The 15,684-nt window shown below is 71.3% G+C and carries 13 protein-coding genes; 12 read left to right on the plus strand and 1 reads right to left on the minus strand.

All coding sequences use genetic code 11. From position 1 onward, the window contains the following. The first annotated feature begins 54 nt into the window (after nt 1–54). From ACZ58V_RS10505 to ACZ58V_RS10525, 5 genes are all read left to right on the plus strand, one after another. Nucleotides 55–480 (plus strand): MarR family winged helix-turn-helix transcriptional regulator, encoded by a 426-nt coding sequence (locus ACZ58V_RS10505; protein ID WP_471289941.1) that lies wholly within the window; start codon nt 55–57, stop codon nt 478–480. A 137-nt stretch (nt 481–617) separates the two neighbouring features. Then, a complete protein-coding gene (locus tag ACZ58V_RS10510) occupies nt 618–1,907 on the plus strand; it encodes an MFS transporter (RefSeq protein ID WP_471289477.1) in 1,290 nt (429 codons plus the stop codon). Next, nucleotides 1,904–3,274 (plus strand): alpha/beta hydrolase family protein, encoded by a 1,371-nt coding sequence (locus ACZ58V_RS10515; protein WP_471289478.1) that lies wholly within the window; start codon nt 1,904–1,906, stop codon nt 3,272–3,274. The genes ACZ58V_RS10510 and ACZ58V_RS10515 overlap by 4 nt, the downstream gene beginning before the upstream one ends. After that, a complete protein-coding gene (locus ACZ58V_RS10520) occupies nt 3,271–4,029 on the plus strand; it encodes an IclR family transcriptional regulator (RefSeq protein ID WP_468184206.1) in 759 nt (252 codons plus the stop codon). Before ACZ58V_RS10515 ends, ACZ58V_RS10520 begins: the two co-directional genes overlap by 4 nt. A gap of 136 nt (nt 4,030–4,165) precedes the next feature. Further along, nucleotides 4,166–5,560 (plus strand): glycoside hydrolase family 16 protein, encoded by a 1,395-nt coding sequence (locus ACZ58V_RS10525; protein ID WP_471289480.1) that lies wholly within the window; start codon nt 4,166–4,168, stop codon nt 5,558–5,560. A 51-nt stretch (nt 5,561–5,611) separates the two neighbouring features. Here ACZ58V_RS10525 and ACZ58V_RS10530 read toward each other — a convergent pair whose 3' ends face one another. After that, complete coding sequence (locus ACZ58V_RS10530) at nt 5,612–6,499, minus strand: helix-turn-helix domain-containing protein (protein WP_468184201.1); 888 nt, start codon at nt 6,497–6,499, stop codon at nt 5,612–5,614. Nucleotides 6,500–6,656: 157 nt separating this feature from the next. On the opposite strand from ACZ58V_RS10530, the gene tkt reads away from it, so the two are divergent. Genes tkt through ACZ58V_RS10565 form a run of 7 tightly spaced genes read left to right on the plus strand, consistent with a single transcriptional unit; the run spans nt 6,657 to nt 15,634 of the window. Continuing rightward, nucleotides 6,657–8,732, plus strand: a complete 2,076-nt coding sequence (gene tkt / locus ACZ58V_RS10535) for a transketolase (protein WP_471289482.1) — start codon at nt 6,657–6,659, stop codon at nt 8,730–8,732. A 19-nt stretch (nt 8,733–8,751) separates the two neighbouring features. Next, nucleotides 8,752–9,897 carry a transaldolase gene (gene tal, locus ACZ58V_RS10540; protein WP_471289485.1) on the plus strand — a complete coding sequence of 382 codons (1,146 nt, stop codon included), beginning with the start codon at nt 8,752–8,754 and terminating at the stop codon, nt 9,895–9,897. Next, a complete protein-coding gene (gene zwf / locus ACZ58V_RS10545; RefSeq protein WP_468184192.1) occupies nt 9,894–11,567 on the plus strand; it encodes a glucose-6-phosphate dehydrogenase in 1,674 nt (557 codons plus the stop codon). The genes tal and zwf overlap by 4 nt, the downstream gene beginning before the upstream one ends. Then, nucleotides 11,564–12,499: a glucose-6-phosphate dehydrogenase assembly protein OpcA gene (gene opcA, locus ACZ58V_RS10550; protein ID WP_471289488.1), complete on the plus strand. Its 936-nt coding sequence runs from the start codon at nt 11,564–11,566 to the stop codon at nt 12,497–12,499. The genes zwf and opcA overlap by 4 nt, the downstream gene beginning before the upstream one ends. Then, the gene (gene pgi, locus ACZ58V_RS10555; protein ID WP_468184187.1) at nt 12,492–14,156 is read left to right on the plus strand and encodes a glucose-6-phosphate isomerase; all 1,665 of its coding nucleotides are present in this window, start codon (nt 12,492–12,494) and stop codon (nt 14,154–14,156) included. Before opcA ends, pgi begins: the two co-directional genes overlap by 8 nt. Nucleotide 14,157: 1 nt before the next feature. After that, nucleotides 14,158–15,042, plus strand: a complete 885-nt coding sequence (gnd, locus tag ACZ58V_RS10560; protein ID WP_468184185.1) for a phosphogluconate dehydrogenase (NAD(+)-dependent, decarboxylating) — start codon at nt 14,158–14,160, stop codon at nt 15,040–15,042. Between the two features lie 4 nt (nt 15,043–15,046). Then, nucleotides 15,047–15,634, plus strand: a complete 588-nt coding sequence (locus ACZ58V_RS10565) for a histidine phosphatase family protein (RefSeq protein ID WP_471289491.1) — start codon at nt 15,047–15,049, stop codon at nt 15,632–15,634. Nucleotides 15,635–15,684 lie beyond the last annotated feature (50 nt).

Consider the following 15,684-nt stretch of genomic DNA (forward strand, 5'->3'; position numbering starts at 1 on the left):
GCCATCGCACGCCAGAACGTCACCCCGAAGCCCATCGACGCGCACGAGCCGTGGATGCGCGGGCTGCACGCCGACACGGGCTACCTGCTGTACCGCCTGGGCCTGCGCTCGGGGCAGCTCTTCAACGCCTGCCTCCAGGAGTCGGGCGTGCGCCTGCGCCACTACGCGGTGCTGCGCTTCCTCGCCACCACCGAGGGCGCCCTCCAGCGCGAGCTGAGCACCCGGCTCGGCTACGACCCGAGCGCCATCGTCGGCCTGGTCGACGACCTGGAGAAGCTGGGCTTCGCCGAGCGCCGCCCCTCCCCCGACGACCGCCGCAGCCGGATCGTCGCCCTGACCGAGAGCGGCCGCGCGTTCCTGCGCGACACCGACGAGGCCGGGCTGCGGGTGACCAACGAACTGCTGGGCCCGCTGGAGGAGGCCGAGCGGGAGACGCTGCACGCACTGCTGCTGCGGATCGCGGAGGACGGCCTGAACTGATGTTGTGCAAATGATTGACTGCTGCACGATGGATGCATAACTTCACGGGCTATCCGAGACCCGTCCCCAGGGAGCTCCCCGTGCAGCCATCCCCCTCAGCCGCTCAACCCGCCCCGGATTCACGGCAGTTGCGCCGCGTGGCCATCTCCGGCCTGCTCGGCACGACCGTCGAGTTCTACGACTTCCTCGTCTACGGCACGGTCGCCGCGCTCGTCTTCGGCGACCTGTTCTTCCCCCAGGCCGACCCGGCCGTCGGCACCATCGCGGCCTTCGGGACCTTCGCCGCGGGCTATCTCGCCCGCCCGCTCGGCGGCATCGTCTTCGGCCACTTCGGCGACCGGATCGGACGCAAGTCGATGATGCTGCTGACCATGGTCCTGATGGGCCTGGGCAGCTTCCTCATCGGCCTGCTGCCCACCTACGACGCGATCGGCGTCTGGGCCCCCGTCCTGCTCGTCGCCCTGCGCGTCGTGCAGGGCATCGCGATCGGCGGCGAGTGGGGCGGCGCCATGCTGATGGTCGTCGAGCACGCCGAGAAGACGCAGGGCTCCCGGCGCGGTCTGTGGTCCAGTTTCACCCAGCTCGGCGCCCCGCTCGGCTCCGTGCTGTCGGCCGGTGTGGTCACCCTCGTCGCCGGCCTGCCCGACGACGACTTCCGCTCCTGGGGCTGGCGGGTGCCGTTCCTGCTCAGCATCGTGCTGCTGGCCGTCGGACTGTTCGTGCGCCTCAAGGTCGCCGAGAGCCCGCTGTTCGCGCAGGCCAAGCGGGAGCCGGTGGACAAGCCTCCGATCGTGGAGCTGCTGCGCCGCCCGAAGCCCGTGCTGCTCGCCGCCTGCGTCGGCATCGGCGCGTTCACCACGCAGTCGCTGCTGACGAGCTTCATGATCTCCTACGCCGTCGACGAGGGGTACACCCGGCCGCAGGTGCTGACCGCGGTGACCGTCGCCTCCTGCGTGGCCCTCGCCATCCTGCCCGCCGCGTCCGCGCTGTCGGACCGGGTCGGCCGCCGCCCCGTCGTGCTCGCCGGCGCCATCGCCTCGGCCGCGCTCGCCTTCCCCGTGCTGGCCCTGGTCGACTCGGGCTCCCCCGGCCTGCTCATCCTCGCGCTCGCCCTCGGTCACGGTGTCGCCCAGTCCACGATGTATGGGCCGCTCGGCGCGCTGCTCACCGAGATGTTCGGCACCCGCGTCCGCTACACCGGCGCCTCCCTCGGCTACCAGGCGGCCACCCTGGTCGGCGCCGGCTTCTCCCCGCTGATCGCCGGCAGCCTCCTCGCCTCGTACGGGGGTGGCAGCACGCCAGTCTCGCTGCTGCTGTGCGCCGGCGCGGCGATCACCGCCGTGACCGTGTGGCGGCTGCGCGAGACGCACACCGACGCCCTGGACTCCCCCGCCGCCACCCCCACTCTGGAAGGAACCCCGCGTTGAGGATCCGCCTCGCTCTCCTGACCACCTGCCTGTCCGTGGCCACCGCCCTGCCCGCGCAGGCGGCCGACGCCACCGACGCCCACCTGGAGGGCGAGCTCTCCTCCGGCGCGGTCTACGTGATGGACGTACCCGCGTCCTGGAACGGCACGGTGCTGCTGTACAGCCACGGCTACGCCCCGGCCGGATCCCCCAAGCGGGCCCAGAACACGCCGAGCACGGCCGCCCTGGACAAGCTGCTGGCCGAGGGCTACGCCCTGATCGGCTCCTCGTACGCGACGAACGGCTGGGCGGTCACCGAAGCGGTGCCCGACCAGCTCGCCACGCTGGACCTGTTCACCGAGAAGTTCGGACCGGCCCGGCGGACACTCGCCTGGGGCACCTCGTACGGCGGCTTCGTCACCACCATGCTCGCCGAGCGGCACGCCGACCGCTTCGACGGCTCGCTGTCGATGTGCGGGCTGGTGCAGGGCGGCGTCGCCAACTGGAACAGCACCCTGGACCCGGTGTTCGCACTGCGCACACTGCTCGCCCCGGGCTCCGGGATCCGGCTCGCCGGGTTCACGGACCAGGCCGAAGCGGTCGCCGCCGCGAAGAGCCTCACCACGAAGGTCGACGCCGCCCAGCAGACCCCCGAGGGCCGGGCCCGCATCGGCCTCGCCGCCGCCCTGCACAACATCCCCGGCTACAACGACGCCTCGCAGCCGAAGCCGGGCCCCACCGACTGGGGGACCCAGCAGTCCAACCAGTTGGCCGCCGTCCGAGGGCTCATCCAGAGGCCCGCCTTCAGCTGGCGGCAGGAGGCCGAGAGCCGGGCGGGCGGCAACCCGTCCTGGAACACCGGCGTCGACTACACCGCCCTGCTCGCCCGGTCCCCGCTGTACAAAGAGGTGACCGAGCTCTACAAGGAGGCGGGTCTGTCCCTGCGTACCGACCTCTCGGCCCTGGCCCGGGCGCCCCGGATCTCCGCCGACCCCTCGGCCGTGGGGTGGATGCGGAACACCAGCGTGCTCTCCGGCCGGCTCACCGACCCCCAGCTGAACATCCACACGACGGGTGACGCGCTGATCCCGGTGCAGGCCGAGAGCGCCTACCGGCGGGCGGCCACGGCCGGCGGCTCGGCGGGGCTGCTGCGCCAGGCGTACGTCGACGGCCCCGGCCACTGCACCTTCACCACCGGCGAGACGCTGGCCGCCCTGGACACCCTGGAAGACCGCCTGGACACGGGCCACTGGGACGTGACGCCCGGCACGCTCAACTCCCGCGCGGGGCAGGAGGACCCGACGACCGCGGCCCGCTACGTTCCCCACCGCCCGACCGCCTACCCCCGCCCCCACGACCTCGCCCACCCGGGAGACAACCGGCCATGACCGGCCCCACCGCGCCCGACCGGCTGCTGTCCGTGCTCGCGGCCTTCGACCACGAGCACCCGGCGCTGTGCCTGACGGACATCAGCCGGCGGGCCGGGCTGACCCTGACCACCACCCACCGGCTGGTGGGCGCGCTCACCGAGTGGGGCGCCCTGGAGCGGGACGAGTCCGGCGTCTACCACGTCGGGCTCCGGCTGTGGGAGCTCGCCGCGCTGGCGCCGCGCGGCCTCGCCCTGCGGCAGATCGCGCTGCCGTATCTGGAGGACCTGTACGAGGCGACGCACGAGAACGTGCAACTGGCCGTGCGGGACGGGTCCGACGTCGTCTACATCGAGTGGCTCTCGGGCCGGTCGGCGGTCGGCGTGCACATACGCGTCGGCGCCCGCTGGCCGTTGCACGCCACCGGCGTCGGGCTCGCCCTGCTGGCCCACGGCGACCCGTCGTTCCAGCAGGAGTACTGCGCGGGCGAACTCGCGTCCTTCACGCCGTACACGATCACCGAACCGGCGCGGCTGCGGCGGGAGCTGGCAGAAGTACGCCGCACCGGTGTCGCGGTGAGCGACCGTCAGATCACGGACGACGCCCTGTCGGTGGCCGCCCCGGTACGGGCGGCGGACGGCACGGTGACCGCCGCCGTGTCCATCGTGGTGCCGCATGCCGACGCCCAGGTGCCCGTACTGGCCCCCGCGGTACGGGTGGCGGCGCGGGGGATCTCACGGGCCCTGGGGTGGCAGCCGGAGCGAGCCCTCACCTGACGCCCCGTTCAAGCTGTGCACTCACCGACCGGCCCGCACATTTCCCGGCTTTACCTCTTGACGACCTGGGTGACGTGGAGCACATTGGCGGCACTTTGAGAGCGCTCTCACCCCTCCACTCGAGAGGCATCCCCCCATGAGCGATACCTCCCGCACCTCCCACAGACGCCGCCCCTTGCGGCGGGCGTTCGTCGCCGTCGTCAGCACGCTCGGCCTCGCGGCGGCCGCCACCACCGCCGCAACCCCGGCCGCGAACGCCTCCGCCCCGCCGCCCCCGTCGGGCTGGACGCAGATGTTCGTGGACGACTTCAACGGCGCCGCGGGCAGCGGCGTCAACACCTCCAACTGGCGGTACGCGACGGGCAAGGGCTACCCGGGCGGCCCGGCCAACTGGGGCACGGGCGAGATCGAGACGATGACGAGCAGCGCGGACAACGTCTCCCTCGACGGCAACGGCAACCTCCGCATCACCCCCCGGCGGGACGCCGCCGGGAACTGGACCTCCGGCCGCGTCGAGACCAACCGCACCGACTTCCAGCCCCCGGCCGGCGGCACACTCCGCGTCGAGTCGCGCATCCAGGTGCCGAACGTCACCGGGGCAGCGGCGAAGGGCTACTGGCCCGCGTTCTGGATGCTGGGCGCCCCCTACCGCGGCGACTACTGGAACTGGCCGGCCGTCGGCGAGCTGGACATCATGGAGAACACCCAGGGCATGAACACGGTGTTCGCGACCATGCACTGCGGCACCTCGCCGGGCGGCCCCTGCAACGAGACGAGCGGTATCGGCGGTTCGACCACCTGCCAGGGCACCACCTGCCAGGCCGGCTTCCACACCTACCGGATGGAGTGGGACCGCTCGACCGGCGTCGAGGAGATCCGCTTCTACCTCGACGGCGTCAGCTTCCACACCGTGCGCGCCAACCAGGTCGACGCGACGACCTGGAAGAACGCCACCGACCACGGCTTCTTCGTCATCCTGAACGTCGCGATGGGCGGCGGCTTCCCGGACGCGTTCGGCGGCGGCCCGGACGCCGGGACACAGCCGGGCCACGCGATGGTCGTCGACTACGTCCAGGTGCTGTCGTCCGGCGGCGGCACCACGCCCCCGCCGACCGGCAACCGCGACGCCTACTCCGCCATCCAGGCCGAGTCCTACGACGGCCAGTCCGGGGTGAGCACCGAGACGACGACCGACTCCGGCGGCGGCCAGAACGTCGGCTCGCTGGCGGGCGGCGACTGGCTGCACTTCAAGGGCGTCAACTTCGGCTCCTCGGCGGCCCGGCAGTTCAGCGCCCGGGTCGCGAGCGGTGCGACGGGCGGCGTCAGCGGGCTGGTCGAGGTGCGGCTGGACGGCCGTGGCAGCACGCCTGTCGGGAGTTTCGCGGTGGGCGGCACCGGGGGCTGGCAGTCGTGGCGGACGATCCCGGCGAACATCAGCGCCGTGACGGGCACGCACGACGTGTATCTGACCTTCACCAGCGGCCAGCCGCAGGACTTCGTCAACGTCAACTGGTTCACCTTCGGGCGCTGACGAGTCTCGACAGGGGGCTCCACGCGCGCGTGGGGCCCCTTTCCGCTGCCCTCAGCGCAGGTCCGCCCGGAACGCCGCCGGGGTCTGGTCCGTGTGCTGGTGAAAGAACTTGGAGAAGTTCGCGGCGTCGGGGAAGCCGACCGCCGCGCCGACCCGGCCGATCGGCAGGTCGGTGTGGGCGAGGAGCCGCTTGGCCTCCAGCACGACGCGCTTGTCGATGAATGCCTTGGGGGTGTCGCCGGTGGCGGCGCGGACCGCGCGGACCAGGGTGCGGCGGGAGTAGCCGAGCGCGTCCGCGTAGGCGCTGACGCTGTGGTTGGTGGCGAAGTCCCGCTCCACGGCGTCCCGGAAGAGAGTGAAGGTGGAGTCCGACCGCCGGCGTACCGATTCCGCCGCGCTCGCGGCCAGATGGGCGAGCCGCAGCAGAAACGCCGTCAGCGAGTGGCGCAGGACGGCGGTGTGCAGGCTGAGCGGCAGCGTGGCCGTGTCCTCGTACTCGCGCCGCAGGTGTTCGAGCGCGGCGCGCAGACCGGCGAGTTCGGCCGGGTCGGGACGCAGCAGCGGCGGCAGGTCGTAGCGGTACAGGCCGGTGGCCTCGACGGTCGCGCGGGGCAGGAAGCCCGGCTGCATGGTGAGCACCGTTCCGCGGTACTCGCTCGTCCGCGAGAAGCGGTGGACCTGTCCCGGGCGGATCCACAGCAGGTCCCCGGCCCCGGCCTCGTGCTCGGTGAAGTCGACCATGTGCCGGACCGGGCCCTCGGCGAACAGCATCACGACGTGGAAGTCGATGCGGTGCACGCGCTCCAGCGGCGCGTCGGCGTGCCAGGTGCGGCCGGTGCCCATCGGGCCGACCTGCATGCCGACACCGCCGACGCTCAGCTCGACCGGAAAGGGGAACGTTCTGATCCCGTCGCCGTCTTCGATGGTTCTGTCCGCCATGTCTGTCTCGTACCGCCCCGTTCGCGCCCCGCACTGCCTCTGGGTGTCCCACTTTCACCACACCCTGGCACACGGCGACCTTCCGTCGAAAAAGTCAGACTTTTAATTTTGAACACGTCAGACCAGCCACTTCGCTCCTATCGAGGACTTCTTGAAGATGAGCACGCAGACAGCGGACAGCTTCGAATGGACCGAACTCGACCGGCGTGCCGTCGACACCGCCCGTCTTCTGGCGGCGGACGCCGTCCAGAGGGTCGGCAACGGCCACCCCGGCACCGCGATGAGCCTCGCGCCGGCCGCCTACACGCTCTTTCAGAAGGTGATGCGGCACGACCCCGCCGACCCGGAGTGGGCCGGCCGTGACCGCTTCGTCCTGTCACCCGGCCACACCTCGCTGACCCTGTACACGCAGCTGTACCTCGCGGGCTACGAGCTGGAGCTGGACGACCTGAAGGCGTTCCGCACGCACGGCTCGAAGACGCCGGGCCACCCCGAGTACGGGCACACGGCGGGCGTGGAGACCACCACGGGCCCGCTCGGCCAGGGCGTCGCGAACGCGGTCGGCATGGCGATGGCGGCCCGTTACGAGCGCGGCCTGTTCGACCCGGACGCCCCGCGGGGCGAGTCGCCCTTCGACCACACCGTCTGGGCCATCGTCTCCGACGGCGACCTCCAGGAGGGCGTCTCCGCCGAGGCCTCCTCGCTGGCCGGCCACCAGAAGCTCGGCAATCTGGTCTTCCTCTACGACGACAACCACATCTCCATCGAGGGCGACACCGCGACCGCCTTCTCCGAGGACGTGCTGAAGCGGTACGAGGCCTACGGCTGGCATGTGCAGCGGATCGAGCCGCAGGAGGACGGCGACGTCGACGTACGCGCGCTGCACGCGGCCCTGAGGGCGGCTCAGGCCGAGACCGGGCGCCCCTCGATCATCGCGATGCGCACGATCATCGCCTGGCCCGCCCCCAACGCGCGCGACACCGAGGCCTCTCACGGCTCGGCACTCGGCGAGGACGAGGTCGCCGCCACCAAGCGCCTGCTCGGCTTCGACCCGGAGCGGACCTTCGAGGTCGCCGACGAGGTGCTGGCCCACACCCGCGAGGCCCTGGACCGGGGCGCCGAGGCGCGCACCGCCTGGGACAAGCGGATCGCCGCCTGGCGCGGTGACAACCCGGAGCGCGCCGTCACCTTCGACCGCGTCAGCAAGGGCGAGCTGCCCGAGGGCTGGGAGGACGCCCTGCCGGTGTTCGAGCCGGGCAAGGCGGTCGCCACCCGGGCCGCCTCCGGCAAGGTCCTCCAGTCGCTCGGCACGGTCGTCCCCGAGCTGTGGGGCGGCTCGGCCGACCTGGCCGGTTCGAACAACACCACGATCGACAAGACCTCGTCCTTCCTGCCCCGGGGCAACCCGCTGCCGGAGGCCGACCCGTACGGCCGGACGATCCACTTCGGCATCCGCGAGTTCTCGATGGCCGCGGAGATGAACGGCATCGCCCTGCACGGCAACACCCGCGTCTACGGCGGCACCTTCCTGGTGTTCTCCGACTACATGCGCAACGCGGTGCGGATGTCGGCCCTGATGCAGCTCCCGGTGACGTACGTGTGGACGCACGACTCGGTCGGCCTGGGCGAGGACGGCCCGACCCACCAGCCGGTCGAGCACCTGGCCGCGCTGCGGGCCATCCCGGGCCTGAACGTCGTACGCCCGGCCGACGCCAACGAGACCGCCATCGCCTGGGCCGAGATCCTCAGGCGGCACACCACCGACCCGGCCCCGCACGGCCTCGCGCTCACCCGCCAGGGCGTGCCGGCGTACGAGCCGAACCCGGACGCGGCGCGCGGCGGCTACGTCCTGGCGGACTCCTCGACCGAGGTGCCGGACGTGGTGATCGTCGCCACGGGCTCCGAGGTGCAGCTGGCCGTCGCCGCGCGCGAGGCCCTGGAGGCCGAGGGGATCGGCACCCGGGTGGTGTCGATGCCGTCCGTGGAGTGGTTCGAGGAGCAGCCGCACGAGTACCGCGAGCGGGTGCTGCCGCCGTCCGTGAAGGCCCGGGTCGCGGTCGAGGCCGGTATCGGCCTGACGTGGCATCGGTTCGTGGGGGACGCGGGACGCATCGTCTCCCTGGAGCACTTCGGCGCCTCCGCCGACGCCAAGACCCTGTTCGCCGAGTTCGGCTTCACCTCCGAGAACGTCGCCGCCGCGGCCCGCGAGTCCCTCGCCGCCGCGCGTGACTGATCCGAACGCCCGAAAGAAGATGATCACTGTGACCGAAGCGACCGCGAGCGCGGGAGCACTCAAGCGCCTGTCCGACGAGGGCGTGTCGATCTGGCTCGACGACCTGTCGCGCCGGCGGATCGAGTCCGGCAACCTGGCCGAGCTCGTCGCCACGAGGAACGTCGTCGGCGTCACCACCAACCCGTCCATCTTCCAGGCCGCCATCGGCTCCGGCGAGGGCTACGAGGCGCAGCTCGCCGATCTGGCGGTGCGGGGCGTCACGGTCGACGAGGCCGTCCGGATGATGACCACCGCCGACGTCCGCGCCGCCGCCGATGTCCTGCGGCCGGTGTACGACGCCACCGGCGGCCGGGACGGCCGGGTCTCCATCGAGGTCGACCCGCGCCTCGCCCACGACACGACGGCGACCGTCGCCGAGGCCCGGCAGCTGGCCTGGCTGGTGGACCGCCCCAACGTGATGATCAAGATCCCGGCGACGAAGGCCGGTCTGCCGGCGATCACCGAGGTGATCGGCGCGGGCATCAGCGTGAACGTGACGCTGATCTTCTCGCTGGAGCGCTACCGCGAGGTGATGGACGCCTATGTCGCCGGCCTGGAGAAGGCACAGGCGGCCGGTCTCGACCTGTCGGCCATCCACTCGGTGGCGTCCTTCTTCGTCTCCCGCGTCGACTCCGAGATCGACAAGCGGCTGACGCTGCTGGGCACGGACGAGGCCCTCGCTCTGAAGGGCCGGGCGGCCCTGGCCAACGCGCGGCTCGCCTACGAGGCGTACGAGCAGGTCTTCGCCGGACCGCGCTGGCAGGCGCTGGGCGGGGCCCACGCGAACCGGCAGCGCCCCCTTTGGGCCTCCACCGGTGTGAAGGACCCGGCATACAAGGACACCCTGTACGTGGACGAACTGGTCGCCCCCGGCACGGTCAACACCATGCCGGAGGCCACGCTGAACGCCGTCGCCGACCACGGTGACGTCCAGGGCGACACGGTCACCGGCGGTTACGCCCAGGCCCGCGCCGACCTGGCGGCCGTCGAACGGCTCGGCATCGGGTACGACGAGGTGGTGCGGCAACTGGAGAACGAGGGCGTGGCCAAGTTCGAGGTGGCCTGGCAGGACCTGCTGGACGCGGTCACCAAGTCCTTGAACAGCAAGGGAGTTGACGCGGAATGAGCGAGGGCATCCCCCAGACGGCCGAACAGGAGACCAAGGGGACCAAGGAGGAGAAGGAGGCCGTGGCGGCTCAGGAGGCGGCCGGGGTCGAGCGGACCGGGGTGAGCGGCACGGCCGAGGCCGGCCCGCGCCCGGAGTTCACCGAGGCCGATTTCGTCAATCCCCTGCGCGACGCGCGCGACCGCCGGCTGCCCAGGATCGCGGGTCCGTCCGGGCTCGTCATCTTCGGTGTGACCGGTGACCTGTCCCGCAAGAAGCTGATGCCGGCCGTGTACGACCTGGCCAACCGCGGTCTGCTGCCGCCGGGCTTCTCGCTGGTGGGCTTCGCCCGCCGGGACTGGGAGGACCAGGACTTCGCTCAGGTGGTGCACGACGCGGTCCGTGAGCACGCGCGGACCCCGTTCCGCGAGGAGGTCTGGCAGCAGCTCGCCGAGGGCATGCGGTTCATCCCGGGCGACTTCGACGACGACACGGCGTTCAAGCAGCTGCGCTCCGCCGTCGAGGAGCTGGACGCGTCCCGGGGCACCAGCGGCAACTACGCCTTCTATCTCTCGGTGCCGCCGAAGTTCTTCCCGAAGGTCGCCCAGCAGCTGAAGAAGCACGGGCTGGCGAACGCCCCCGAGGGCTCCTGGCGCCGCGCGGTCATCGAAAAGCCGTTCGGTCACGACCTGGAGTCGGCCGAGGAGCTGAACACGATCGTGCACGACGTGTTCGACCCGGAGCAGGTCTTCCGGATCGACCACTACCTCGGCAAGGAGACCGTCCAGAACATCCTGGCGCTGCGCTTCGCCAACCAGATGTTCGAACCGATCTGGAACCGGTCATACGTCGACCATGTGCAGATCACCATGGCCGAGGACATCGGCATCGGCGGCCGCGCGGGGTATTACGACGGCATCGGCGCGGCCCGTGACGTCATCCAGAACCACCTGCTCCAGCTGATGGCGCTCACCGCGATGGAGGAACCGGCCGCCTTCGACGCGGCGTCGCTGCTCACCGAGAAGCTGAAGGTGCTCCGGGCCGTGCAGTTGCCGGAGGACCTGGGGAAGAACACCGTGCGCGGCCAGTACGGGGCGGCCTGGCAGGGCGGTGCGAAGGTGCACGGCTATCTGGACGAGGACGGCATCGACGCCTCGTCGAAGACCGACACGTACGCCGCGATCAGGCTCCAGGTGGACAACCGCCGCTGGGCGGGCGTCCCGTTCTACCTGCGCACCGGCAAGCGGCTCGGCCGCCGGGTGACGGAGATCGCCGTGGTGTTCCAGCGGGCCCCGCACTCCCCCTTCGACTCCACCGCGACCGAGGAGCTGGGCGCCAACGCGATCGTCATCCGCGTCCAGCCGGACGAGGGCATGACGGTCCGGTTCGGCTCCAAGGTGCCGGGTACGTCGATGGAGATCCGGGACGTGACGATGGACTTCGCCTACGGCGAGTCGTTCACCGAATCGAGCCCGGAAGCGTACGAACGGCTGATCCTTGACGTCCTCCTGGGCGACGCCAATCTGTTCCCCCGTCACCAGGAAGTGGAAGAGTCCTGGAAGATCCTCGACCCGATCGAGCGGTACTGGGCCACGCACGGCAGGCCCGCGCAGTACGCGTCGGGCAGCTGGGGACCCGCGGAAGCCGACGAGATGCTCGCACGAGACGGACGGAGCTGGCGCAGGCCATGAAGATCGACCTGACCGACACCACGGCAAGCAAGATCAACAAGGCGCTGGTGCAGGGGCGCCGGGCCATCGGCACTCCCGCCGTGGGCATGGTCCTGACGATGGTGATCGTCACGGACGAGGAGAACGCCTACGACGCGATCAAGGCGGCCGAGGAGGCCTCGCACGAACACCCCTCGCGCACCCTGGTCGTCATCAAGCGGCACGCCCGCACCCCGCGCGACCGCACCCATTCCCGGCTGGACGCCGAGGTCCGGGTGGGCGCCGACGCGGGCACCGGCGAGACGGTGGTGCTGCGGACCTACGGCGAGGTGTCCGACCACGCCGACTCGGTGGTGCTGCCGCTGCTGCTGCCGGACGCGCCGGTGGTGGTGTGGTGGCCGGTGGACGCCCCGGACGTGCCATCCAAGGACCCGCTCGGGGCACTGGCCCAGCGGCGGATCACCGACCTTTACGCCGTCGAGAACCCCTTGGAGACACTCCAGACCCGGGTCCGCTCCTACGCGCCCGGCGACACCGACCTCGCCTGGACCCGGCTGACGCCCTGGCGTTCGATGCTGGCCGCCGCGCTGGACCAGGCCCGGGCACGGATCACCTCGGCGGCCGTGGAGGCCGAGGCCGAGAACCCGGCCGCCGAGCTGCTGGCCCGCTGGCTGGAGGCGCGACTGCACGTCCGGGTCGACCGCGTGGTCACCGCCGGACCGGTCGTCACGGCCGTGCGCCTGGGAACCGAGAGCGGCGAGACCGTCATCGACCGCCCCGAGGGCCCGCTGGCCACGCTGACCCTGCCGGGCCAGCCCTCCCGCACCCTGGCACTGAAGGTCCGTGCCACCTCCGAACTCATCGCCGAGGAGCTCAGGCGCCTCGACGCCGACGAGATGTACGCCATCGCCCTGAACGGCGAGGCCACCGAGGAGACCCCCGCTCATGTCTGACTCCCCCTCCGGCTCCCCCGAGCTCACCCGGCGGCCCGAGTGGACCGCCCTGGAGGACCACCGCACGGACACCCTGCCGCAGCCGGACCTGCGTGAGCTGTTCGCCGCGGACCCGGGGCGCGCCGAGCGCTACGTCGTGCGCGTGGGCGACCTGCGCATCGACTACTCCAAGCACCTGGTCACCGACGAGACGCTGGCCCTGCTCCAGGAGCTGGCCACCGCCACCGACGTGTTCGGGCTGCGCGACGCCATGTTCCGCGGCGAGCGGATCAACGTCACCGAGGACCGGGCCGTGCTGCACACCGCGCTGCGCGCCTCCCGGGACACGGTGATCGAGGTCGACGGCGAGAACGTCGTCCCGGGCGTGCACGCGGTGCTCGACAAGATGGCCGGCTTCGCCGACCGTGTCCGCTCCGGGGAGTGGACCGGCCACACCGGCAAGCGCATCCGCAACGTCGTCAACATCGGCATCGGCGGCTCCGACCTCGGCCCGGCGATGGCGTACGAGGCGCTGCGGCCGTTCACCGCGCGGGATCTGACGTTCCGCTTCGTGTCGAACGTGGACGGCTCCGACCTGCACGAGGCCGTGCGCGACCTCGACCCGGCGGAGACGCTGTTCATCGTCGCGTCCAAGACCTTCACCACCATCGAGACGATCACCAACGCCACCTCTGCGCGGTCCTGGCTGCTCAAGGGCCTGGGAGGCGACGAGAAGGCGGTCGCGAAGCACTTCGTGGCGCTCTCGACGAACTCCGAGAAGGTCGCCGGGTTCGGCATCGACGTCGACAACATGTTCGAGTTCTGGGACTGGGTCGGCGGCCGCTACTCGTACGACTCCGCGATCGGTCTGTCCCTGATGATCGCTATCGGCCCGGACGGCTTCCGCGAGATGCTCGACGGCTTCCGCATCGTCGACGAGCACTTCCGCAACGCCCCCGCCGAGGCCAACGCCCCGCTGCTGATGGGCCTGCTCGGCATCTGGTACGGCAACTTCCTCGACGCCCAGTCGCACGCCGTCCTGCCCTACAGCCACTATCTGTCGAAGTTCACCGCCTACCTCCAGCAGCTCGACATGGAGTCCAACGGCAAGTCGGTGGACCGCGAGGGCCGTCCCGTCCGGTGGCAGACGGGGCCGGTGGTGTGGGGCACGCCCGGCACCAACGGGCAGCACGCCTACTACCAGCTCATCCACCAGGGCACCAAGCTCATCCCCGCCGACCTGATCGGCTTCGCGCGGCCCGTCGCCGAGCTGGGCGACGAGCTGAAGGCGCAGCACGACCTGCTGATGGCCAACCTCTTCGCTCAGGGGCAGGCGCTCGCCTTCGGCAAGACCGCCGAGGAGGTGCGGGCGGAGGGCGTGCCCGAGGAGCAGGTGCCGCACCGCACCTTCCAGGGCAACCACCCGACCACGACGATCCTGGCCACCGAACTGACCCCGTCGGTCCTGGGCCAGCTGGTCGCCCTCTACGAGCACAAGGTGTTCGTGCAGGGCGCGGTCTGGAACATCGACTCCTTCGACCAGTGGGGCGTCGAGCTCGGCAAGGTCCTCGCCAAGCGCGTCGAGCCCGCCCTGACCGAGGGCGCGGATGTCCCCGGTCTCGACCCGTCCACGGCCGCGCTGGTGGCCGCCTACCGCAATCTTCGGGAAGTGAACTGACATGCAGATCGGTCTTGTGGGTCTCGGCAAGATGGGCGGCAACATGCGCGAGCGCCTGCGCAACGCCGGCCACACCGTCATCGGCTACGACACCAACCCCGAGAAGTCCGACGCGACCAGTCTGGCCGACCTCGTCAACCAGCTGGAGGCGCCGCGCACGGTCTGGGTCATGGTCCCGGCCGGCGAGCCCACCCAGCACGTCATCGACCAGCTGGCGGGCCTCCTCAAGCCCTACGACACGGTCGTCGACGGCGGCAACTCCCGCTGGACGGACGACGAGAAGCACGCCGAGGAGCTGAGCAAGCGCGGTATCGGCTTCGTCGACGCGGGTGTCTCCGGCGGCGTGTGGGGCCTGAAGAACGGCTACGCCCTGATGGTCGGCGGCGAGAAGGAGTACGTCGACCCTCTGCTGCCGATCTTCGAGGCGCTCAAGCCGGAGGGCCCGTACGGCTTCGTCCACGCGGGCAAGGTCGGTGCCGGGCACTTCGCGAAGATGGTCCACAACGGCATCGAGTACGCCATGATGCAGGCCTACGCCGAGGGCTGGGAGCTGCTGGAGGCCGTGGACTCGGTCGACAACGTCCGCGAGGTGTTCCGCTCCTGGCAGCAGGGCACCGTCATCCGCTCCTGGCTGCTGGACCTGGCCGTGGACGCCCTGGACGACGACGAGCACCTGGAGGAGCTCCGGGGCTACGCCCAGGACTCCGGTGAGGGACGCTGGACCGTGGAGGCCGCGATCGACAACTCCGTACCGCTGCCCGCGATCACCGCCTCCCTCTTCTCCCGGTTCGCCTCCCGTCAGGACGACTCTCCGCAGATGAAGATGATCGCGGCGCTGCGCAACCAGTTCGGCGGCCACGCCGTCGAGTCCGCGAAGAAGGCGTAACACCGTGGGCGATCTGCTGATGGTCCGTCACGGCGAGACGGAGTGGAGCCGGAGCGGACAGCACACCAGCTTCACCGACCTGCCCCTCACCCCCCGCGGTGAGGAACAGGCCGAGTCGCTGGCTCCGCTGCTGGCGGGCCGCCCCTTCGCGCTGGTCCTCACGAGCCCCCTCACCCGCGCGGTGCGCACCGCCGAACTCGCGGGCCTGACGGGGGCCGTGCGGGAGCCGGACCTGCACGAGTGGTACTACGGCGCCTACGAGGGCGTCACGAGCGACGAGATACACCGCAGCCGCCCGGACTGGGACCTGTGGACCGACGGGGGCCCGCCCGGCGCCGACGGCAAGCCGGGCGAGTCCCCCGAGGAGGTCGGCGAGCGCGCCGACCGCGTCCTGTCCCGGGTGGCGGAGGCGCTGCCCGAGGGCGATGTGATGCTGGTGGCCCACGGCCACTTCCTCCGCGCCCTGACAGCCCGCCGCCTGGGCCTGTCCGCGGCCGAAGGACGACTGTTCCGCCTGGAGACGGGCACGGTCAGCCGGTTGTCCACCGAGCACGACCGGCCTGTGATCGCGGAGTGGAACGTGAGGGCGTAACGCATCTCGGCCGGGGGCGAGTTGAGGGTGGCTTGACAGCCTCCGGCCGG

This window comes from Streptomyces sp. NPDC040589 (genome assembly GCF_055594445.1).